Annotated in this window: 16 protein-coding genes; 7 read left to right on the plus strand and 9 right to left on the minus strand. The window is 69.0% G+C overall.

The features are described from left to right. Positions 1-3 precede the first annotated feature (3 nt). From ACQEVY_RS30210 to ACQEVY_RS30230, 5 genes are all read right to left on the minus strand, one after another. Positions 4-648 carry a hypothetical protein gene (locus ACQEVY_RS30210; RefSeq protein WP_432952524.1) on the minus strand — a complete coding sequence of 215 codons (645 nt, stop codon included), beginning with the start codon at positions 646-648 and terminating at the stop codon, positions 4-6. Positions 649-840: 192 nt separating this feature from the next. Beyond that, complete coding sequence (locus tag ACQEVY_RS30215) at positions 841-2,706, minus strand: glycoside hydrolase family 3 protein (protein WP_432952525.1); 1,866 nt, start codon at positions 2,704-2,706, stop codon at positions 841-843. Positions 2,707-3,211: 505 nt separating this feature from the next. Beyond that, positions 3,212-4,012 (minus strand): sugar phosphate isomerase/epimerase family protein, encoded by an 801-nt coding sequence (locus ACQEVY_RS30220; RefSeq protein WP_432952527.1) that lies wholly within the window; start codon positions 4,010-4,012, stop codon positions 3,212-3,214. A gap of 40 nt (positions 4,013-4,052) precedes the next feature. Then, positions 4,053-4,985 (minus strand): bifunctional helix-turn-helix transcriptional regulator/GNAT family N-acetyltransferase, encoded by a 933-nt coding sequence (locus ACQEVY_RS30225; RefSeq protein WP_432952528.1) that lies wholly within the window; start codon positions 4,983-4,985, stop codon positions 4,053-4,055. Between the two features lie 759 nt (positions 4,986-5,744). Next, positions 5,745-6,794, minus strand: coding sequence for a LacI family DNA-binding transcriptional regulator (locus tag ACQEVY_RS30230; protein WP_432952529.1), 1,050 nt, complete (start codon positions 6,792-6,794; stop codon positions 5,745-5,747). A gap of 167 nt (positions 6,795-6,961) precedes the next feature. Here ACQEVY_RS30230 and ACQEVY_RS30235 point away from each other — a divergent pair, with 167 nt between their 5' ends. The 4 genes from ACQEVY_RS30235 to ACQEVY_RS30250 all read left to right on the plus strand — a co-directional run bounded on the left by ACQEVY_RS30235 (position 6,962) and on the right by ACQEVY_RS30250 (position 11,124). Further along, positions 6,962-8,113 carry a Gfo/Idh/MocA family protein gene (locus ACQEVY_RS30235; RefSeq protein ID WP_165341235.1) on the plus strand — a complete coding sequence of 384 codons (1,152 nt, stop codon included), beginning with the start codon at positions 6,962-6,964 and terminating at the stop codon, positions 8,111-8,113. Then, positions 8,110-9,267, plus strand: a complete 1,158-nt coding sequence (locus ACQEVY_RS30240; RefSeq protein WP_432952530.1) for a dihydrodipicolinate synthase family protein — start codon at positions 8,110-8,112, stop codon at positions 9,265-9,267. The genes ACQEVY_RS30235 and ACQEVY_RS30240 overlap by 4 nt, the downstream gene beginning before the upstream one ends. A gap of 26 nt (positions 9,268-9,293) precedes the next feature. Next, positions 9,294-10,091: a sugar phosphate isomerase/epimerase family protein gene (locus ACQEVY_RS30245; RefSeq protein ID WP_432952531.1), complete on the plus strand. Its 798-nt coding sequence runs from the start codon at positions 9,294-9,296 to the stop codon at positions 10,089-10,091. A gap of 181 nt (positions 10,092-10,272) precedes the next feature. Next, a complete protein-coding gene (locus ACQEVY_RS30250; RefSeq protein WP_432952532.1) occupies positions 10,273-11,124 on the plus strand; it encodes an MBL fold metallo-hydrolase in 852 nt (283 codons plus the stop codon). Here the strand turns inward: ACQEVY_RS30250 and ACQEVY_RS30255 are convergent, their stop codons facing one another. Next, positions 11,125-11,631 (minus strand): hypothetical protein, encoded by a 507-nt coding sequence (locus tag ACQEVY_RS30255; protein ID WP_432952533.1) that lies wholly within the window; start codon positions 11,629-11,631, stop codon positions 11,125-11,127. 124 nt (positions 11,632-11,755) lie between these two features. Here ACQEVY_RS30255 and ACQEVY_RS30260 point away from each other — a divergent pair, with 124 nt between their 5' ends. After that, entirely contained in the window at positions 11,756-12,991 is a 1,236-nt protein-coding gene (locus tag ACQEVY_RS30260) for a serine hydrolase domain-containing protein (protein WP_432952534.1), read from the plus strand. A 192-nt stretch (positions 12,992-13,183) separates the two neighbouring features. On the opposite strand, the gene ACQEVY_RS30265 is transcribed toward ACQEVY_RS30260, so the two are convergent. Continuing rightward, positions 13,184-14,083, minus strand: coding sequence for a ribokinase (locus tag ACQEVY_RS30265; RefSeq protein ID WP_432955474.1), 900 nt, complete (start codon positions 14,081-14,083; stop codon positions 13,184-13,186). A 127-nt stretch (positions 14,084-14,210) separates the two neighbouring features. Between ACQEVY_RS30265 and recD2 the strand changes: the two genes are divergently transcribed. Beyond that, a complete protein-coding gene (gene recD2, locus ACQEVY_RS30270) occupies positions 14,211-16,490 on the plus strand; it encodes an SF1B family DNA helicase RecD2 (RefSeq protein ID WP_432952535.1) in 2,280 nt (759 codons plus the stop codon). A gap of 11 nt (positions 16,491-16,501) precedes the next feature. Here recD2 and ACQEVY_RS30275 read toward each other — a convergent pair whose 3' ends face one another. Together ACQEVY_RS30275 and ACQEVY_RS30280 are read right to left on the minus strand one after the other, a co-directional pair. Beyond that, positions 16,502-17,329 carry a cupin-like domain-containing protein gene (locus tag ACQEVY_RS30275; protein ID WP_432952536.1) on the minus strand — a complete coding sequence of 276 codons (828 nt, stop codon included), beginning with the start codon at positions 17,327-17,329 and terminating at the stop codon, positions 16,502-16,504. A gap of 11 nt (positions 17,330-17,340) precedes the next feature. Further along, entirely contained in the window at positions 17,341-18,102 is a 762-nt protein-coding gene (locus ACQEVY_RS30280) for a hypothetical protein (protein WP_432952537.1), read from the minus strand. Positions 18,103-18,716: 614 nt separating this feature from the next. Here ACQEVY_RS30280 and ACQEVY_RS30285 point away from each other — a divergent pair. Continuing rightward, positions 18,717-20,006, plus strand: a complete 1,290-nt coding sequence (locus ACQEVY_RS30285) for a citrate synthase (protein WP_432952538.1) — start codon at positions 18,717-18,719, stop codon at positions 20,004-20,006. The last annotated feature ends 324 nt before the right edge of the window (positions 20,007-20,330 follow it).

Consider the following 20,330-nt stretch of genomic DNA (forward strand, 5'->3'; position numbering starts at 1 on the left):
TGATCACAGCGGGCGGGCGCAGCCCACCGGCTTCGGCCCGCCGAGCCGGACGTACAGGGCGGTCGACCCGGGACACTCGGTGCGCTTCTCGACCGCCGAAGTGACCTTGTATTCGGGCGACTTCTCGCCCTTGCCGTCGCAGGCCGTCTCGCGGACCTCGCCCTTGCCGGCGCTGTAGACGCAGTCGCCGACGATCGTGCGCGGGCCTCCGCCGCCGCCCGGGTCGCCGGGGTGCGGCTTCTGCAGATTGCGCATACAGGCGTAGCCCTGGGGGACCGCGCCGTCGCCGTCCTCGTCCGCGGACGGTTTCTGTTCGCTGATGTGCAGCACGAAGTCCGTGGTGGCAGGGCACGGCGGACCTTCGCTCTGCTTGCCGTCATGGCGCGCCACGACCCGCGCCGCCGCCCGCTCACTGCTGCACGCCACCTCGGTGAACGACGTGCGCCCGAACGAACTGCACTCGTCCACCCCGAGGAACTCCGCCCCGTACCCGGCGGTCCGCGTCGGCGTCACCCGCCCGCTCTCGCCACTCTCGCCGAGTCGGCCCTCCCCGGAATCCGCGGATCCCGAAAGACGATCGCACCCGGTGAGCGCCGCCACCAGCACCAGCAGCGCGCACACCACCCACCCACACCGTGCCTTGTGCATGACGCTCCCCCCGATACCCCCGCCCAGCGTGACCCGCCACCGCGGCCCACGCCAGACGTGCAGGATGCTTTGCGTCTTTTGGGGGCGGTGCGCCGGGTGTGCGGCGTACGTGGCGTACGGCGGACTGTACAGCCGTAGGTCGTTCAATGTCGGACTAGGGTCTGGTAGCCCGATCCGTTGTGCGACTGCGAGCTAGTAGCGCAGCCCGTGCCCGATCGGATACAGCACCTGATCCGGATCGTCCGCCCGCTGCACGGGCACCGGCAGCCTGCCCTCCGGTTCGATACGGCCTGCGATCACTCTGGCGGCGGCGCGCAGCTCGACGTCGGTCCATGAGTACGTCGCCAAGTAGGCCTGGACGGCGGTCAGTTGGGCAACGTCGTACGGGTTGCGGATGGCCACCGCGACCACCGGGCGGCCGGTCGCGAGCAGCTCGCCGACGAGGGTCTTCTGCGAGCTGGTCGCCGTGACGTTGTACGTGCCGACGACCACGGCGTCCGCGTCCCGCGCCGCCGCCACGGCCTGCGCGATGACCGCCGCGGAGGGTGCCGTACCGGTGGAGAGCGCGGTGGCGGTGAAGCCCAGCTCCGTGAGCGCGCCCGCGAGGACGGTCGTCGGCGGCCCGGTGGTCCCGGACGGCGAGGCGGGATCGGCGCCGACGACGAGCACATTGCGATGCGTACGGCGCGAAAGCGGCAACAGTCCGCCCGAGTTGACCAGCAGCGTCGTCGTACCGTCGGCGATCTTGTCGGCCGCCCTGAGATGCGCCGTGATGCCGACGACGCGGTCTACGCCGCGGTGCGAGACGTACGGGTCCTTCAGCAGCCCCAACTTCGCCTTCAGCCGGAGGACGCGCAGGATCGACTCGTCGAGGCGGGCCTCGGTCAGCTCGCCACCACGTACGGCCGCCAGGACCGCGTTCCAGGCGACGTCCAGCTTCGGCGGGTTGAGCAACTGGTCGACACCGGCCTTGAGGGCGAGCACCGGCACCCGGTCGTCGCCGTACTTCGTGCGGACGCCCTCCATGCCGAGGGAGTCGGTCACCACGACCCCGTCGTAGCCGAGCCGTTCGCGCAGGATGCCAGTGAGGATCGGGCGGGAGAGCGTGGCCGGGTCGCCGGAGGGATCGAGTGCCGGAACCATGATGTGCGCGGTCATGATCGAGTCGATCCCGGCGGCGATCGCGGCCCGGAAGGGCGGCGCGTCCAGCTCGGCCCACTGAGCCTCGGTGTGCTCGATGACCGGGAACCCGTAGTGGCTGTCGGTCTCGGTGTCCCCGTGCCCCGGAAAGTGCTTGGCCGTGGCGGCCACCGACGCACTCTGGTAGCCCTTCACCTGGGCGGCGACGAGAACGGCCACGGCCCGCGGATCGGCGCCGAAGGAACGTACACCGATGACCGGATTGGCCGGGTTCACATTCACGTCGGCGACCGGCGCGTAGTCCTGCCGGACGCCCATCGCGCGCAGCTCCGCCCCGCCGATCTGCCCGGCCCGGCGGGCATCCGACCGCGACCCACCGGCACCGAGCGCCATCGCACCCGGGAGGAGGGTCGCAGGCTTGCCCACGCGGGCGACGATGCCGTGCTCCTGATCGGTGGAGATGAGAACGGGCAGCCCGCGGGGCTTCCCGAGCGAGGCCCGCTGGATCCCATTGCTCAGATCCGCGATCTGGTGCGGATCACGGGTGTTGTGCGCCCAGGCGAAGTAGATGATCCCGCCCACGTGATACTTGGCGATCAGCTCGGCGGCAGTCCGTACACCGATCTCCTCGAGATTCGCGTCGATGTCGGCCTGGTCGGGCGCGGTGGCTGAGTGCCCGTACACCCGCATCACGAAGAGCTGCCCGACCTTCTCTTCGAGGGTCATACGGGAGATGAGGGCGCGCAGCCGCCGATCGCGGTCGTCCGCCCGGGCGGGAGCCTGCCCGACGGCGACGGCCGCCGCGGTGCCCGCCGTGACGGCAAGCAGCGTACGTCTGGAGGTACCGGACTTCCTCGTACGTTCGTACACGTGCGCTCCTTCCGGAGAGGGCCCAAGGACCCGTGGAGGGGCGAGCATGAAGGAAACTTCCAAGAAGTCACGGATAGCTGGGAACTTTCTGCCAGTCAAGGGCGCGCGCAACGAACACTCTTGGTGAACGGCTCCAAGGGGCGCTGGAAAAGTCCGGTGCGGTATCGCGCCCCGTAAGGGGCGCGGGGAACTGCGCGCCCAGCCACAACGAACCCGCGGGTTCAACTGTGCCTTCAGCGGAGCTGTGCCCCCCCCAAGAGGGGCCGTCATCGGCGCTGTTGGAGGGGGGCGCGCCGATGACGGCATGGCTGCCGGCCGCAGGCGGTTGGAGAGGGTAGGTCAGCGATCGCAGCCAGCAGCGAGGGCCGACACCGCACAGCGGAGACTCATCCGGCAGCCTGCGCGTTGGACGGAGGGTGGCGGGGATGGGTTCCCCGGATCGGCCCGATTCCCAAAAATTGGTACGGAAACGCGCCACTGGGCCCGAGGAGGTTCCTGCGGCGCTGTTTTGGGCCGGGCGGAGGGGGTGGTCCGAGCCCGGGGCCGCCCAGGCTCAGGCTGACTCGTTCAGCAACCGGGAAAGGTGCTCCCGGCCCGCCCCCAGCAAGCCCTCAAGCGGCGCGGCCGAGTCGTACCAGCGCTTCTCGTACTCCCAGCAGAGCCAGCCGTCCCAGCCCTCGCGGGAGAGGAGTTCTACGCACTCGGTGAGGGGGAGGACTCCTGAGCCGAGCGGTAGCGGGGTGGTGTCGTCCGACGAGGCGATGTCCTTGACCTGGACGTAGCCGAGGTAGGGGGAGAGGGCGACGTACGTGGAGCCGGGTTGTTCGCCGCCTAGCCAGGTGTGCATGACGTCCCAGAGGGCGCCGACGCGGGGGTGGCCTACGAGGCCGAGGACGCGGATGGCGTCCGCGCCGGTGCGGTGGGAGTCGTGAGTCTCCAGGAGGATGCGTACGCCGAGATCGGCGGCGTACTCCGCTGCTGTGCCCAGTCGCCGCGCGGCCGTCGCGTCGGCTTCCTCGGGGCTCTGGTCGGTGCCGCCGCCGGGGAAGACGCGGATGTAGGGGGCGCCCAAGTCGCGGGCCAGCTCTAGGAGTTCGCGGATCTGCTCGAGTACGGGGCCGTCCTCGCCCGGCGCGGCTACGCGTGCGTATCCCGCGAGGCCCAGGATCTCGACGCCGGCCGCCTTGAACTCGGCGGCCACGTCGGCCCGGCGGCTCAGGTCTATGCCGGGGTGGACCGGCTCCTCGGGGTGCGCGCGTAGCTCGACGCCGTGGTAGCCGTGGGCGGCCGCGAGCCGCACCACGTCGGGGATGGGGAGTCCGGGGACGCCGAGAGTGGAGAACGCCAGCTTCATGCTGCGGACCTTACCTTTTGGCTCCGCGTGCTGGGCAGGGTCAGTCCTGACCGCTGTGCAGGTCCAGGCGCCAGTCCTGGCCGACCAGGTCTACGCCGAAGGAGCGGTGCGGTTTCTCGGCTAGGAGGACGAAGCCGTGGCGCTGGTAGATGCGGCGGGCCGAGGTCAGTACGTCGTTTGTCCACAGGACCATTTCGCGGTAGCCGACGCCGCGGGCGAACTCGATGCAGGCGCGTACGAGTTGGTCGCCGATGCCGAGGCCGCGGGCGTCCGGTTCGACGAGGAGGAGCCGTAGGCGTGCCGCGCCCGGTGCCTCGTCTCGTACGCACATCACGCAGCCCACTGCGCGGCCGTCCAGCTCTGCGATCCATACCCGTTCCAGGTGCGGGTCGTGATCCTCCGCGAAGTCCGCGACGATCCGGGCGACCAGGCCCTCGTAGTCCGTGTTGAACCCGTGTTCGGCGGCGTACAGCGCGGCGTTGCGCTGCACGATCCAGCCGAGGTCGCCGGGGCCGGGGTCGCGCAGGACGATGTCCTCGCGGCGCGGTGCCCGCCCGGCGGACAGCACGTCCCGGATCGTGCGCATCGCCTCTACGAGCCGGGGCCGCTCGTCCGCCGGAACCGTCGCCAGCAACGACCCGACCGCTTCCTGCGACCGCTCGTCGAGCAGGTCGGCCGCCTCGCGCCCGCGCGCGGTGAGCGTGACGTGTCGCCGCCGCGTGTCCTTCTCGGACGGCGCGCGTTCGATCAGGCCGTCCTGCTCGAACTTCGCCAGGATGCGGCTCAAGTAGCCGGCGTCCAGGGACAGTTCGGTGCGCAGGTCGGCGGCGTCTGTGCGGGGCGCGTGCGCGAGCTCGTACAGCACGCGGGCCTCGGTGAGGGTGTACGGGGCGTACAGCTGGCGGCTGTAGTCCAGCGCGCCGATGACGTTTGTATAGAACCGGTTGAACGAGCGGATGTCCTGGATGGTCATAGCCCGACCTCGGATGGTTGACTCAGTCAGAGATATCGCCAGTCCGAGGTTAGGCCGACGACGGCTCCGCGTCCATGGGTCGCCCAGGGTGGTGGGGGTTCGGTTCATGGGCGACTACCGGTCCGTCGTGGTTGCTCGCGCCCACGCGGCGGAGCCGCATATGTCACAGCCTCGCGCCCCTGGGGTTTGTGGTGGGTGCGGGGCCGCGTCGGGGGTGTCCGTCCTCGGACCGGCGCGCGTTGCTGTTGGCTGGTAGGGGGTGTCGGTGTTGGCGCGCCGGCCGCTGCGGGCGCACACCCCCGCCCCGTCCCCTTGCCGCCGTGGGCGGCTGCGGGGGCATGGGGGTGCGGGCTCCCTCCGGGCGGGCTTTCCGGGCCGCGGGCTTACTCGGGGCGCGGGCGCCTTCCGGGCACGGGCTTGCTCGGGGTGCGGGCGCCTTCCCGGCTGCGGGCTGCTCGGGTGCGGGCGCCTTCCGGGGCCGGGCTTTCCGGTTCGCTTGCTCGTCGGGGTGCGGGCAGTCGCAGGCTTTTGCCTTTAGGGGCGCGGGGAACTGCGCGACCAGCCACGATGCACCCGCGGCCGCGACACGACTGTCACCCCCCACCCCGGTAGGCACCCGCCCGCCACGAACCCACCCACCCGCGGAGGCGCCCACCCGCCGGAGGCAGCGGGGCCTGGGGGCGCAGCCCTCAGTTTCGGGAAGGGGTGGGTATGGGGAATTGCGACCACCCGCAACGGACTCGCAGCCAAAAGACAACCTCAACCCTTGGGGACCCCCGTCGACCCCCGCACCATCAACTCCCCCCGCACCGTCACAATCCCCCCGTCCGGCGCCTCCTCCCGCCCCATAGCGATCCGCCCCGCCCGGGCCCCCGCCTCCGACAACGGCAACCGCACAGTCGTCAGCGCAGGCACCGCATCAACGCTGAACGGCAGGTCATCGAACCCGACGACGGACACGTCGTCCGGGATACGGAGCCCCGAGTCCCGAAGCGCGGCACAAGCGCCCAGCGCCACCGTGTCGTTGGCGGCGACAACAGCCGTCAACGACGGCTCCCGCCGCAGGAGTTCGAGGGTCGCCTCGTAACCCGCCCGGCGGTCGTAGCGCCCGTGGACGGTCCACGCGGGATCGTCGGCGATACCGTACGCGGCCAGCGCAGCCCGGTGACCTTCGAGCCGATGCCGCGTCGTCGTCCGCTCCTCGGGCCCCGCGATATACCCCATCCGCCGATGCCCGAGCCCGATCAGATGCTCGGTCAACTCCTGCCCGCCGCCACGGTTGTCGAACGTCAACGCCACCGCCTCGGTGTCAGCAGGCGCGGGCGGCCGCCCGCACAACACCACCCGCGTCCCCGCATCCGCCAGCTTGCGCAGCTTCGTCGCGACGGCCGCCGCATGCGCGGTGTTCTCGACGGCACCCCCGGTCAGTACGACCGCGGCGGCCCGCTGCCGCTGAAGAAGCGTGAGGTAGGTGAGCTCGCGCTCCGGCGAGCCGCCCGTATTGCAGACGACCCCCAGCCGTTCCCCGCCCGCGCGCCCGCCCGGCCCGCCGATCTCGGACTGGATCGCCGCCGCCATGATCCCGAAGAAGGGGTCGGCGATGTCGTTGACGAGGATGCCGACCAGGTCGGAGGTGGCGGCGGCCAGCGCGCTCGCCGGGCCGTTCAATACGTAGTCCAGCTCGTCCACGGCCCGCAGCACCCGGTCCCGCGTCGTCGCCGCCACGGGATAGTTGCCGTTCAGCACACGGGACACGGTGGCGGGCGAGACCTGCGCGCGAGCCGCCACGTCCGCCAGGGTCACGGTCATCTATCGTCCTCCGGTCAGGGATCTACGTCGCATATCTCATCACCGCGCGGGGTTGTCCGATCCGCCGCACAGAGGTTAGCTTCTTCACACATAGAAAGCGCTTGCTGCAACGCTCACCTGTTCACTGTGGGGCGTACGCGGCGCAGGACGCGTACGAAGGGAATGACGTGACACGCAAGACGGTGCGCATCGCGATGAACGGTGTGACGGGACGCATGGGCTACCGCCAGCATCTCGTCCGCTCCATCCTCGCCCTGCGCGAACAGGGCGGCCTCGATCTCGGCGACGGCACCGTGCTGTGGCCCGAGCCCGTGCTGGTCGGCCGCCGTGAGCACGCTCTGAAGGCGCTCGCCGACCAGCACGGACTCGAGCACTGGTCCACCAGCCTCGACGCCGTACTCGACGACCCGGCCATCGACATCTACTTCGACGCACAGGTCACCTCCGCCCGCGAGGACGCCATCAAGAAGGCCATCGAGGCCGGAAAGCACATCTACACCGAGAAGCCGACCGCGACCGGGCTCGAGGGCGCCCTGGAGCTGGCCCGGCTGGCCGCGGACAAGGGCATTAAGCACGGCGTCGTCCAGGACAAGCTGTTCCTGCCCGGCCTGCTCAAGCTGAAGCGCCTCATCGAGGGCGGCTTCTTCGGGCGGATCCTGTCCATCCGCGGCGAGTTCGGCTACTGGGTCTTCGAGGGCGACTGGCAGCCCGCCCAGCGCCCCTCCTGGAACTACCGTGCCGAGGACGGCGGCGGCATCGTCGTCGACATGTTCCCGCACTGGGAGTACGTACTCCACGAGCTGTTCGGCCGCGTCAAGTCCGTACAGGCGCTGACCGCGACCCACATCCCGCAGCGCTGGGACGAGCAGGGCAAGCCGTACGCCGCGACGGCCGACGACGCCGCGTACGGCATCTTCGAGCTCGAGAACGGCGCCATCGCGCAGATCAACTCCTCCTGGACCGTACGCGTCAACCGCGACGAACTCGTGGAGTTCCAGGTCGACGGGACGGAGGGCTCGGCGGTCGCCGGTCTGCGCAACTGCCGTGTCCAGCACCGCAGTTCGACCCCCAAGCCGGTGTGGAACCCGGACATCCCCGCCACCGAAGTCTTCCGCGACCAGTGGCAGGAGGTCCCCGACAACGCCGAGTTCGACAACGGCTTCAAGGCGCAGTGGGAGCTGTTCCTCAAGCATGTGTACGCCGATGCGCCGTACCACTGGGATCTGCTGGCGGGCGCTCGTGGGGTTCAGCTCGCCGAGCTGGGGCTGAAGTCCTCGGCCGAGGGCCGCCGTTTCGACGTGCCGGAGATTTCGCTGTGACGGTCACCATTCAACTGCCGGATGCGGGTGGGGAGTTGCGTGCCTACACCCCGCGTACGGAACCGCTCGCCCTCTCCACGGGCGCACCCTTCACCTCTCGTACGGTCTTCTCGGCGGCGCATGTGGTCGCGGACCCGTACGCCGACGTGTCCCCCGACTCTCCCGCCGCCGTCGACTGGGACGCCACCCTCGCCTTCCGGCGGCACCTGTGGTCGCACGGGCTCGGGGTCGCGGAGGCGATGGACACGGCTCAGCGGGGGATGGGGCTCGACTGGGACGGGGCGGCGGAGCTGATCCGCCGTTCGGCCGCCGAGGCCAAGGCCGTCGGCGGGCTGATCGCTTGCGGGGTGGGCACGGACCAGCTGGCCGCCGGTTCCCTGGCTGAGGTCCAGGCGGCGTACGAGGAGCAGCTCGCGCTCGTGGAGGGGACGGGCGCGCAGGCGATCCTCATGGCGTCGCGGGCGCTGGCGGCGGTGGCCCGCGGACCCGAGGACTACCTCGAGGTCTACGGCCATCTGCTGCGCCAGGCGTCCGAGCCGGTGATCCTGCACTGGCTGGGCCCGATGTTCGACCCGGCGCTGGAGGGTTACTGGGGCTCGTCCGACCTGGACGCGGCCACCGACACCTTCCTGGAGGTCATCGCCGCGCACCCCGACAAGGTCGACGGCATCAAGGTCTCCCTCCTGGACGCCCAGCGCGAGATCGACCTGCGCCGCCGTCTGCCGAAGGGGGTCCGCTGCTACACGGGCGACGACTTCAACTACCCCGAGCTGATCGCGGGCGACGAGCAGGGATTCAGCCACGCGCTTCTCGGCATCTTCGACCCTCTGGGCCCGTTGGCGGCGGAAGCGGTACGCGTCCTCGACACGGGTGACGTGAAGGGATTCCGCGAACTCCTCGACCCCACCGTCGAGTTGTCCCGCCACCTCTTCCAGGCCCCGACCCGCTTCTATAAGACGGGCGTGGTCTTCCTGGCCTGGCTCGCCGGCCACCAGTCCCACTTCACGATGGTCGGCGGACTGCAGTCGGCGCGCTCGCTCCCGCACTTCGCCCGCGCGTACGAACTGGCCGACGGGTTGGGATTGTTCCCGGACCCGGCGGTGGCCGCGACGCGGATGAAGAACCTGCTGTCGCTGTACGGAGTCGAACAGTGAGCCTCTCGCGTTTTTCCATCAACCAGATGACGGTCAAGCAACTGTCGCTGCCCGAACTGGTCGACGCCTGCCTGGAGCTGAGCGTACCGGGGGTCGGCCTGTGGCGAGAGCCGGTCCAGTCGTACGGTCTGGAGGCGACGGCGAAGCTGGTCCGTGACGCGGGTCTGGCCGTCACCACCCTGTGCCGGGGCGGCTTCTTCACGGCCATCGACCCGGCTGAGCGCGCGAAGGCGCTGGACGACAACCGGGCGGCCGTCGACGAGGCGGCCACCCTGGGGACGGACACGTTGGTCCTGGTGTCCGGCGGCCTTCCGGCGGGCTCGAAGGACCTGCACGGTGCGCGGGAGCGCATCGCGGACGCGCTGGCCGAGCTGGGGCCGTACGCGCAGGAGCGGGGCGTACGGCTGGCCATCGAGCCGTTGCACCCGATGTTCGCCTCGGACCGCTGCGTGGTGTCCACCCTGAGCCAGGCCCTGGACATCGCGGAACGCTTCCCTGCGGAGCAGGTGGGTGTGACGGTCGACACGTACCACATCTGGTGGGACGATCAGGCGCCCGCCCAGATCGCCCGCGCGGGCGCCGGCGGCCGTATCCACACCTTCCAACTGGCCGACTGGACAACCCCGTTGCCGGAGGGGGTCCTCACGGGCCGCGGTCAGATCGGCGACGGCTCGATCGACATGCGGGAGTGGAAGGGCTACGTCGAGGCGGCGGGCTACACCGGCCCCATCGAGGTCGAGCTCTTCAACGCCGGGCTGTGGGCTCGGGACGGCCGCGAAGTGCTGGCGGAGACGGCGGCGCGGTTCGTGGAGCACGCCGCGTAAGGGGTGTGCGTGGACTGACGCGCGTGGGGCGCCCTGCGAGGGAAGGGGCGCCCCACGTGGCGTCCACTGCCGATGGCTGCTCCTTGCGGTGGGCGTTTGTCTGCGTTTGACGGGAGTCCGCCCTGGGGCTGGACTGGAATCACGGGCGCTGCGGCCGGCCTCCGTTCTAGGGAGAGCAGCGATGACGACCATGGAAACTTTCAATCTTCTGCAGCCGTACCGGATCGCCGAGGAGACGTTCGTCATCCCGTGGGCCCTGGAAGCCCCGCCGGTCGGCCACTTCCCGATGAATTCGATGGTGATCCGGGGAGCGGAACCGGTGCTTGTGGACACCGGGGCACCGGCGGTGCGGGCGCAGTGGCTGGAGGCCGCGTGGTCCGTAGTGGATCCGCTGGACGTGCGGTGGATCTTCCTCACTCACGACGACCGTGACCACGCGGGCAACCTTTTGGCCGTCCTCGCCGAATGCCCGAACGCGACACTGCTGACGACGTGGTTCTCGATCGGGCGCATGGCCGAGGAGTGGGAGACGCCCGTCAACCGGTGCCGCTTCATGATCGACGGCGACACGGTGGATGTGGGTGACCGAACGCTGGTGGCCAAGCGGCCGCCGTTGTACGACAACCCCACGACCCGCGCCCTCTTCGACCCGAAGACCAGTGTTCTGTGGGCGGTGGACACCTTCGCGACGAACGTGCCCGCTCCCGTCCCCGAAATCGCCGACCTGTCCGCCGATGAATTCCGTGACGGCCAGTTCTTCGGCGGACGCCTCGTCTCGCCCTGGGTCGCGCTGCTTGACGGCCGGAAGTTCGGGGCGGTGGTGGACGACTTCCAGCGGCTGGACGCCGAGGTCATCGCCGGCTGCCACTCGCCGGTGCTTCGCGGGCCGCGGATCGCGGAGGCGTACGACTTTCTCCGCCGGCTTCCCGAGATTCCCGCGTGGCCTGACTTCACGCAGGCCGACCTGGACCAGTGGATGGCCGCCGCCGAGGGATCGGTCCCGCCGGAACAGCCACGGCCATCGGCCACGTGACTACAGACCGAGCGATGTCTGGGTCACCACCTGCGTCTCCCGTACCTCCTCGTCGTCCGTGAAGGCACCGGACGACGCCGCCCCGCTGAGGAGTGTCGCGGCGAGTGCTGCCGCGACGACGAACGCCCAGTGTGGCCGCCACGAGCGCTTGGTCTCGACGCTGCGTGCGGGCGGGGCGTCCACGGGCCCGCAGGCGATCGTCTTGCGCGCGTCTGCCGGGGCGTCCACGGGCCCGCACGCGATTGTGGTGCGCGCGTCTGCCCACGCCTCCGCCTCGTCCTCCCGCAGTCCGCAGGCCGTGACGAACGCTACGAGCAGCTCCTCGCGGGGCAGGCGTTCCCTGCCGAGCATGGTCGCCGCTGTGGAGTAGGGCAGCGTGTGGCCTGCCTCTGTTGCGCGGCGTTCGAGTTGGCGGTAGCTCAGGCCCGACCATGCCTTGAGGCGTCGTAGGGCTGCCACGAAGGCGGCCGGGTCGGTGTCCGGTGGTGTGGGCGGTGCTGTGGTCATGGTGGTGGTCCCCCCTGTTGAGCTGGACGTACACGAGCTCGCACAAGCTCGAACACCCTGACAGCTTGAGGAACGGTGAGAGCGGCGGTCAACCTCGGCGCAGATTCCCGATGTTGGAGGTCATATGGGCAAGGGTCTGCGTCCGCGTCTGCCTCACTGTCGCCGTACGGGCGTCGGCGTCACGGTCCTCGCGGTTCTGGTGATGCTGGGCGGATGCGCCGAAAGCGCCGAAGAGCCGGCCGACGGGCATACGCCGGGAGGGGCCGCCGCCGGGCGCTCGGCACCAGTCGACGCCGCGACCCCGAAGGCGCGCGACGGGGAGTCGGTCGCCGACTTCCTACGCCGCACCCTGCCCGCCGGGTCCGGCGGCACCGTGATCGCCGCACGCGGCGACGAACTCGCGTACTGCGGAGGGTTCGGGACGGCGGACCGCGCCGCAGGCACCCCGGCGAGCTGCCGCACCGTGTACGACGTCATGTCGATCACCAAGCAGTTCACCGCGGCCGCCATCCTGAAGCTGGAGGTGATGGGGCGGCTGCGGGTGAGCGATCCGATCAGCCGGTACCTGGGGCAGCCGGTGCCCGGGGACAAGCGCGGCATCACGATCGAGCACCTGCTCACGCACACATCGGGCCTGGTCGAAGGGCTCGGTGACGACTACGAACCCGTCTCCCGCGAGGAGATGGTGCGGCAGGCCCTGGCGTCGAAGCTGCGGTCCGCGCCGGGTGCGGAGTTCCACTACTCCAACACCGGCTACAGCCTGCTCGCCGCGATCATCGAGGAGGCGTCCGGGGAGGGTTACGAGCCGTTCCTGGCCCGGCACCTGTTCGCACCGGCCGGAATGCACCGGACCGGATACGTGCTGCCCAAGTGGCCGCGGCATCTGATCGCGGTGGAGTACGACAGCGAGGGGCAGAGCCAGGGCAGGCCCATCGACCATCCCTGGGCGCCCGACGGGCCGTACTGGCACCTGCGCGGCAACGGCGGCATGCTCTCCACCGCGGGCGACATGTTCCGCTGGCACCGCGCCCTCTTGGGCGACGAGATCCTTCCGGCGCAGGCCCGGAAGAGGCTGTTCGCGCCCCACGCGCGGATCCCCGACTCCGACGAGCTGATCGGCCCCGGCCCGTCGCACTACGGATACGGCTGGGTCGCCACCCGCACTCCCGACGGCCCGCTCGCCTGGCACAACGGCGGCAACGACTGGTCCCTGGGCTATCTCGCCCATTGGCCGCGCGACGGCGTCCTGGTGTTCTGGGTGAGCAACCACGCCTACCAGGACGGGAAGTGGGACCTCCAGGAACGCTCGGAGAAGCTGACCCTGGGCATCGCCGACCGCGTACGGGCAGACGACCGCTGAGGACCCACAGAGGTCCCGCAAAAAATCTTCGAAGGCCCGTGCAACCCTCCGCCCACCCCGCGGGTCGTACTTGGCATCAGGGCTTCTGGAGGGGGGATCTGGGGGGATCCGCGGGGGTTCTGATGTTGGGGGAGGGGTAAAACGAGGGGCCTGGTCGACGGACCGGGCCCCTCGAAGCCTTTCCGGCTTTCTTCACAGGGCGGCGACTTCCGGCGCGGTGGGGAAGGATGCCTGGGCGCCCTCCCGGGTAACCGCTACGGCGCCCACGCGCGCCGCGTACGCCGCCGACTCCGCGAGGGCCTCCCCGAGCCCCAGCCGCCAGGCCAGCGCCGCCGTGAAGGCGTCGCCCGCACCCGTCGTGTCCACGGCGTCGACCTTCACGGACGGGACGTGGGCCACCCCGGACGCGTCGGCAACCAGGGCGCCCTCCTCGCCCAGCGTGACGACCACTGAGCGTGGGCCCCGGGCGAGGAGGGCCTCGGCCCACTCCGAGGGGGTGGCGCCCGCTTCGGCTCCCAGCACCACGCGCGCCTCGTGTTCGTTCACGATCAGTGGGTCGCAGGCGGCGAGTACGGCCTCGGGCAACTCGCGGGGCGGGGATGGGTTCAGTACGAAACGGGTGTCCGGCCGCAAGCCTCGTACGACCTCTTCGACCGTCTCCAGTGGGATCTCCAGCTGGGCCGAGACCACCCGGGAGGCGGCGAGGAGGGTCGAGGCCGTGCGGACGTCGTCCGGGGTCAGGCGGCCGTTCGCGCCGGGCGACACGACGATGCTGTTGTCGCCGGACGGGTCCACCGTGATCAGTGCGACCCCGGTGGGCGCTCCGCCGACGAGGACGCCGGCCGTGTCGACGCCGGCGTCCCGCATCGAGTCGAGCAGCAGCCGGCCGTGGCCGTCGTCGCCGACGCGCGCCAGTAGCGCCGTACGCGCCCCGAGGCGGGCGGCGGCGACCGCCTGGTTGGCGCCCTTGCCGCCGGGGTGGACGGCGAGGTCGGAGCCGAGCACGGTCTCCCCGGCGGCGGGGCGGCGCTCGACGCCGATCACCAGGTCGGCGTTGGCCGAGCCGATGACCAGCAGGTCGTAGTCGTTTATCACTCTCTCCTTGTACAGGAGGGGCTGGAATCGGTGCCACTGAAGTCGGCAAGCCCTCAAGGTCGGATCCCGCTGAAGTTGTCCACAGGCTTCGTCCGCTGTCAGAGGCGGGCGGTAGCGTCGGATCATGCCCAATCAGACGGCGGCCCAGCAGGGGAGCGGTGAGCGGCGACTTGCCGTGCTCGAAGGCGTGCTGGAGCGGATCACATACGCCAACGAGGAGAACGGCTACACGGTCGCCCGGGTGGACACCGGACGGGGCGGCGGCGATCTGCTGACGGTCGTCGGCGCGCTGCTGGGTGCCCAGGTGGGGGAGTCCCTGCGCATGGAAGGCCGCTGGGGGTCCCATCCCCAGTACGGCAAGCAGTTCACGGTGGAGAACTACACGACGGTGCTGCCCGCCACCGTGCAGGGCATCCGCCGCTATCTGGGATCCGGCCTGGTCAAGGGCATCGGGCCGGTCTTCGCGGACCGCATCACCCAGCACTTCGGGCTCGACACTCTCCAGATCATCGAGGAGGAGCCCAAGCGGCTCATCGAGGTCCCCGGGCTCGGTCCGAAGCGGACGAAGAAGATCGCCGACGCCTGGGAGGAGCAGAAGGCGATCAAGGAGGTCATGCTCTTCCTCCAGACCGTCGAGGTGTCGACGTCGATCGCGGTCCGCATCTACAAGAAGTACGGCGACGCCTCGATCTCGGTGGTCAAGAACCAGCCGTACCGGCTCGCGTCCGACGTCTGGGGCATCGGCTTCCTCACCGCCGACAAGATCGCCCAGTCCGTGGGCATCCCGCACGACAGCCCGGAGCGCGTCAAGGCCGGTCTCCAGTACGCCCTTTCGCAGTCCACTGACCAGGGCCACTGTTTTCTGCCGGAGGAGCAGCTGATCGCGGACGCGGTGAAGCTGCTCCAGGTGGACACGGGCCTGGTCATCGAGTGCCTCGGGGAGCTGGCGGCGCCCCAGGAGGATGACGGCGACCCCGGAGTCGTACGGGAAAAGGTGCCCGGTCACGACGGCGGCGACCCCGTGACGGCCGTCTACCTGGTCCCCTTCCACCGGGCCGAACTCTCCCTGTCCGCCCAGCTGTTGCGCCTCCTGCGCACCGACGAGGACCGGATGCCGGCTTTCCGGAACGTGGCCTGGGACAAGGCTCTGGCCTGGCTCAAGGACCGTACGGGAGCGGAGCTGGCCCCCGAGCAGGAGGAAGCCGTCCGTCTCGCGCTCACCGAGAAGGTCGCCGTGCTCACCGGAGGCCCCGGCTGCGGCAAGTCCTTCACGGTCCGCTCGATCGTGGAGCTGGCCCGCGCCAAGAAGGCCAAGGTCGTGCTGGCCGCGCCCACGGGCCGGGCCGCCAAGCGCCTGTCCGAGCTCACGGGCGCGGAGGCCTCGACCGTGCACCGGCTCCTGGAGCTGAAGCCCGGCGGGGACGCGGCGTACGACAAGGACCGCCCGCTGGACGCCGACCTGGTGGTCGTGGACGAGGCCTCGATGCTCGACCTGCTGCTTGCCAACAAGCTGGTCAAGGCGGTGCCTCCGGGGGCGCATCTGCTCTTCGTGGGAGACGTGGACCAGCTGCCGAGCGTCGGCGCGGGGGAGGTTCTGCGGGACCTGCTCGCCGAGGGCGGCCCGGTGCCGGCCGTCCGCCTCACTCGGGTCTTCCGCCAGGCCCAGCAGTCGGGCGTGGTGACGAACGCCCACCGGATCAACGCGGGCAAGCAGCCCGTCACCCAGGACCTGAAGGACTTCTTCCTGTTCGTCGAGGACGACACGGAGGAGGCGGGCCGGCTCACGGTGGACGTGGCGGCCCGCCGCATCCCGGCGAAATTCGGCCTCGATCCGCGCCGCGACGTCCAGGTCCTGGCCCCCATGCACCGCGGCCCGGCAGGCGCCGGCACCCTCAACGGACTGCTCCAGCAGGCGATCACACCCGCCCGGCCCGACCTCGCGGAGAAGCGCTTCGGAGGCCGGGTCTTCCGCGTCGGCGACAAGGTCACGCAGATTCGCAACAATTATGAAAAGGGCACGAACGGTGTCTTCAACGGCACGGTCGGCGTGGTCACCTCCCTCAACCTGGACGACCAGCGGCTGACGGTGCTGACCGACGAGGACGAGGAGGTGCCGTACGAATTCGACGAGCTCGACGAGCTGGCGCACGCGTACGCGGTGACGATCCACCGCTCCCAGGGCAGTGAGTACCCGGCGGTGGTGATCCCGGTGACCACCAGCGCCTGGATGATGCTCCAGCGCAACCTGCTCTACACGGCGGTCACTCGGGCGAAGAAGCTGGTTGTACTGGTGGGGTCGCGGAAGGCCCTGGGCCAGGCGGTCCGTACGGTGTCCGCGGGGCGGCGGTGCACGGCGTTGGACTTCCGCCTGGCCGGGGGCCGGCTCCCGGACGAGTCAAACTGAGGCCGACGAGCTCATGCGCTGCTCGGGGAACGTCGCGTCCTGCTGTCGGGGTGGTCGTGGCAGGTGCAGTTGCCACGACCGAGAAGCCCTGCCCGGTGCAGGCTTTCGCGCGCCTGGACCCATGCCCAGCGTGACAGGACGCGGGTCCTGGGGCCGAAGAAGCCACTGAGAAGCACGCTCGGCGTCAGGTTGACGACTTCGTGCCACCAGTAAGCAGGCACGTATAGCACATCGCCCGGTTCGAGATCCGCCACGAAGAAGTCGCCGTGTTCCTGCCCGGCTGCCAGCTCGTCGGCGCCGATCAGGGACAAGCGGGCCCATGCGTCGTATTTCCGGGATTCCATTCCGGCCCGTTTCACTGCCCCGGGGTGTGCGAGATAGAAGCGTTTCGTCCCCATGATCTGAACGGCGAGATTGTCCAGGAGATCGCAGTGCAACCCGGTATGAGCGCGGGAGGGGCCGATCCATGTGGCACTCGACCTGATGGTCCCCGACGGGAACAGTTCGCGGCTTCTGAGGTCCACGCGCAACTGCGGGAACTTCTTGAGCAGATCGAACTCTTTGAGATAGGCCAGTACGTCGTCCGGTGGTGCTTCTCGCGTCAGACGGCTGAGGTAGGAACCCAGCGTCGACGTCGTGAATCGAGTCCTCTCGGTCTCTCTGTTTCCCGCAACCAGTTGCACGGGGAGGCCGGGGTCGAGTGAGGCGAGATACGGGAAGCTCCACTCCTTGACGGCCGGCCAGGTGGCTGCCGCCGCTCGGAATACCGTTGGCGTACGAGTGTGGACATGAGTTGCGGGCGCTTCCTCGGAAGCGGGCAGCGGTCGGAACGTGCGCATTCTCTCTCCCTTCAGGAACGAACAGGATCCGCTGCCTTGGGCAGTGCCAGAATCAAATCATCTATATCGCCTCGTATTACGGCCGCATAGTCCAGTGACCGTTCGTGCGGAAAGTAGTTTTCCTTGCAGGCGACGATGCTCTGGAACCCCTTGCCGTGGTAGTAGCGGAGTTGAGGGTCGAGCGGGAGGCCGTTGCGCTTGGCGTACACGTAGTCTCCGACCGGTACCTCGGGGTTGGCGCGCTTCCAGGCATCCAGGCCGGGCAGGGGGGACCCGAGATATACATCGTGGTATCCGAGTGCGCGTACATGCGGAAGGAAGAATTGGAAGACAGCCGTCACCGCGTCACCGTCAATACTGCTGAGGCTGACGCCGAAGAGGGAACGTTTCGCGTTCGGACGCGGAGAGGGAGAATCGGCTTTGGCGCATTCTTCCCAGGACAGCGCTGTGCGCGCCTTTTCGGCCGTGATCGGCTTCACGAAAAGCGAGGTGAGGACTTTGCCTGTGATGACAGAGAAAGCGCCGGCGTTGAGTTGCGGATTTTCCTCGATGCGTTGGATGAGACCCTCACGGCTGCCCGACTGTTCTTCTGTCCACTTGACCTCCTCCAGCTCCATGAGCCCGTCGGCGTCGTCCGGACGAAGAAGACGCACCTCAATATCACGGGCAGTCGGAGGCCGATCGAATCCGTGCGTGTCGGTGGTTGGGCGTGAGGAGCTGTGTGAGGAAATGTTTGAGGCTGTGCTCAAGGTCATCTCGTCCGAGGCATCCATGAAACTCCCCTTTGGCTGCGGTTGGAATGAATCTGGGTCGTGCTGAAGATTTTCATGCCAAGTGAGGGCCGGACGGAGAGGATACTTTTTGTTGCGGCTGCATTCACTCGAAGTTGGAATTCCCCGCTGCGCTTTCGAGTTCTGTAACTTTTGAAGACAATCGATTAAAATCGTGAAGAATCCGAGAAGGGCGAACGGGGCAAGCTGGACGCGGGGCCGCAGTCGGCGCTGCCGACGTCGGTCGAGCCCGGCGAACGAGGGCGACCCGATGTCGCTGCGCTGGACGACGAAGCCGACCGCAACCTGGCAGCAGAGCTGACCCGGGGGCAGGGCCACTGCGTCTCCGCCGACCACCACCGACGTCGGCAGGTTTCGTTCGCGACCAGCCCTCCTCGGGCCCGTAGCCGAAAAAATGATCGATCAAACAAGTCGGAAAGGTCACACAGTGCTTTCCTCAGGAGGGCAGGAGGGGGGAGGATGGAAAGGTTGACGGCACTCAGTGCCGCCAGTAGGCCCCATGGTCGACCCCGAGTGCACTCTCCTGCGCCAAATGGGGGATGGTAGAAGCAGTCAGGGCACCTCGAAGAAGAGGCACAACGTCGGTGAGGGATGACGTGAGCGACAACTCTGTAGTACTGCGGTACGGCGACGGCGAGTACACCTACCCGGTGATAGACAGCACCGTCGGTGACAAGGGCTTCGACATCGGGAAGCTCCGTTCCCAGACCGGTCTGGTCACGCTGGACAGTGGTTACGGCAACACCGCCGCCTATAAATCCGCCATCACCTATCTCGACGGTGAGCAGGGCATCCTCCGGTACCGCGGTTACCCGATCGAGCAGCTGGCAGAGCGCTCCACCTTCCTCGAGGTGGCCTACCTGCTGATCAACGGCGAACTGCCCACGGTCGACGAGCTCGCCACCTTCAAGGGCGACATCACGCAGCACACGCTGCTGCATGAGGACGTCAAGAACTTCTACCGTGGCTTCCCGCGCGACGCCCACCCGATGGCGATGCTGTCCTCGGTGGTCTCCGCGCTGTCCACCTTCTACCAGGACAGCCACAACCCGTTCGACGAGACGCAGCGCAACCTCTCCACGATCCGGCTGCTCGCCAAGCTTCCGACGATCGCGGCGTACGCGTACAAGAAGTCGATCGGCCACCCCTTCGTCTACCCGCGCAACGATCTCGGTTACGTCGAGAACTTCCTGCGTATGACGTTCTCGGTGCCGGCGCAGGAGTACGAGCTGGACCCGGTCGTGGTCTCCGCGCTCGACAAGCTGCTGATCCTGCACGCGGACCACGAGCAGAACTGCTCGACGTCCACGGTCCGCCTGGTCGGCTCCTCGCAGGCGAACATGTTCGCCTCGATCTCCGCCGGTATCTCCGCGCTCTGGGGCCCGCTGCACGGCGGCGCCAACCAGTCCGTGCTGGAGATGCTGGAGCGCATCCAGGCCTCCGGCGGCGACGTCGACTCCTTCATCCGCAAGGTGAAGAACAAGGAGGAGGGCGTCCGCCTGATGGGCTTCGGCCACCGGGTGTACAAGTCCTTCGACCCGCGCGCCAAGATCATCAAGGCCGCCGCGCACGATGTCCTCTCGGCCCTCGGCAAGTCCGACGAGCTGCTGGACATCGCGCTCAAGCTGGAGGAGCACGCGCTCTCCGACGACTACTTCGTCTCGCGCAACCTCTACCCGAACGTGGACTTCTACACGGGCCTGATCTACCGCGCGATGGGCTTCCCGACCGAGATGTTCACGGTCCTGTTCGCGCTCGGCCGTCTCCCCGGCTGGATCGCCCAGTGGCACGAGATGATCAAGGAGCCGGGTTCGCGCATCGGCCGCCCGCGCCAGATCTACACGGGCGAGGTTCTGCGGGACTTCGTCCCGGTCGAGTCCCGCTGACCGGCCGCCGCCGGCAGGCAGCACATACGTAAACGGAAGGCGCCCCGCTGCCGGTCCCCCCACGGGCCGGAGTCGGGGCGCCTTCCTTGTCCCGGTTCGGATTCCCCCCACGGGATCCGGCCGGGCGCCTGAGGACAGCGCCTGAATCGCTGTGATCTAAATGAGCAGAACCGTCGTGCACTGCGTACTGCTCTGTGTACGGCTGAACTTTCGTGCTGCTGAACTTCGTGTTACTGCGGCGAGTGCGGTCTGCCGGGACCCGTACGGGAGGGCCGCTCAAGCTCCCCGTGTACGTGTCCCGGCAACGCAGTCCGGGAACGTCCC

The sequence above is a fragment of the Streptomyces sp. CA-288835 genome, from assembly GCF_050936385.1.
Taxonomy (GTDB): Bacteria; Actinomycetota; Actinomycetes; order Streptomycetales; family Streptomycetaceae; genus Streptomyces.

What these genes read in the sequence shown, in the direction of transcription:
- ACQEVY_RS30245 (WP_432952531.1), top strand. Translation starts at nt 9,294, where the DNA reads ATGACGGTCAAGCAACTGTCGCTGCCCGAACTGGTCGACGCCTGCCTG.
- ACQEVY_RS30225 (WP_432952528.1), bottom strand. Translation starts at nt 4,985, where the DNA reads ATGACCATCCAGGACATCCGCTCGTTCAACCGGTTCTATACAAACGTC.
- ACQEVY_RS30275 (WP_432952536.1), bottom strand. Translation starts at nt 17,329, where the DNA reads ATGCGCACGTTCCGACCGCTGCCCGCTTCCGAGGAAGCGCCCGCAACT.
- ACQEVY_RS30255 (WP_432952533.1), bottom strand. Translation starts at nt 11,631, where the DNA reads ATGACCACAGCACCGCCCACACCACCGGACACCGACCCGGCCGCCTTC.
- ACQEVY_RS30220 (WP_432952527.1), bottom strand. Translation starts at nt 4,012, where the DNA reads ATGAAGCTGGCGTTCTCCACTCTCGGCGTCCCCGGACTCCCCATCCCC.
- ACQEVY_RS30260 (WP_432952534.1), top strand. Translation starts at nt 11,756, where the DNA reads ATGGGCAAGGGTCTGCGTCCGCGTCTGCCTCACTGTCGCCGTACGGGC.
- ACQEVY_RS30215 (WP_432952525.1), bottom strand. Translation starts at nt 2,706, where the DNA reads ATGCTCGCCCCTCCACGGGTCCTTGGGCCCTCTCCGGAAGGAGCGCAC.
- ACQEVY_RS30230 (WP_432952529.1), bottom strand. Translation starts at nt 6,794, where the DNA reads ATGACCGTGACCCTGGCGGACGTGGCGGCTCGCGCGCAGGTCTCGCCC.
- ACQEVY_RS30210 (WP_432952524.1), bottom strand. Translation starts at nt 648, where the DNA reads ATGCACAAGGCACGGTGTGGGTGGGTGGTGTGCGCGCTGCTGGTGCTG.
- ACQEVY_RS30280 (WP_432952537.1), bottom strand. Translation starts at nt 18,102, where the DNA reads ATGGATGCCTCGGACGAGATGACCTTGAGCACAGCCTCAAACATTTCC.
- recD2 (WP_432952535.1), top strand. Translation starts at nt 14,211, where the DNA reads ATGCCCAATCAGACGGCGGCCCAGCAGGGGAGCGGTGAGCGGCGACTT.
- ACQEVY_RS30250 (WP_432952532.1), top strand. Translation starts at nt 10,273, where the DNA reads ATGACGACCATGGAAACTTTCAATCTTCTGCAGCCGTACCGGATCGCC.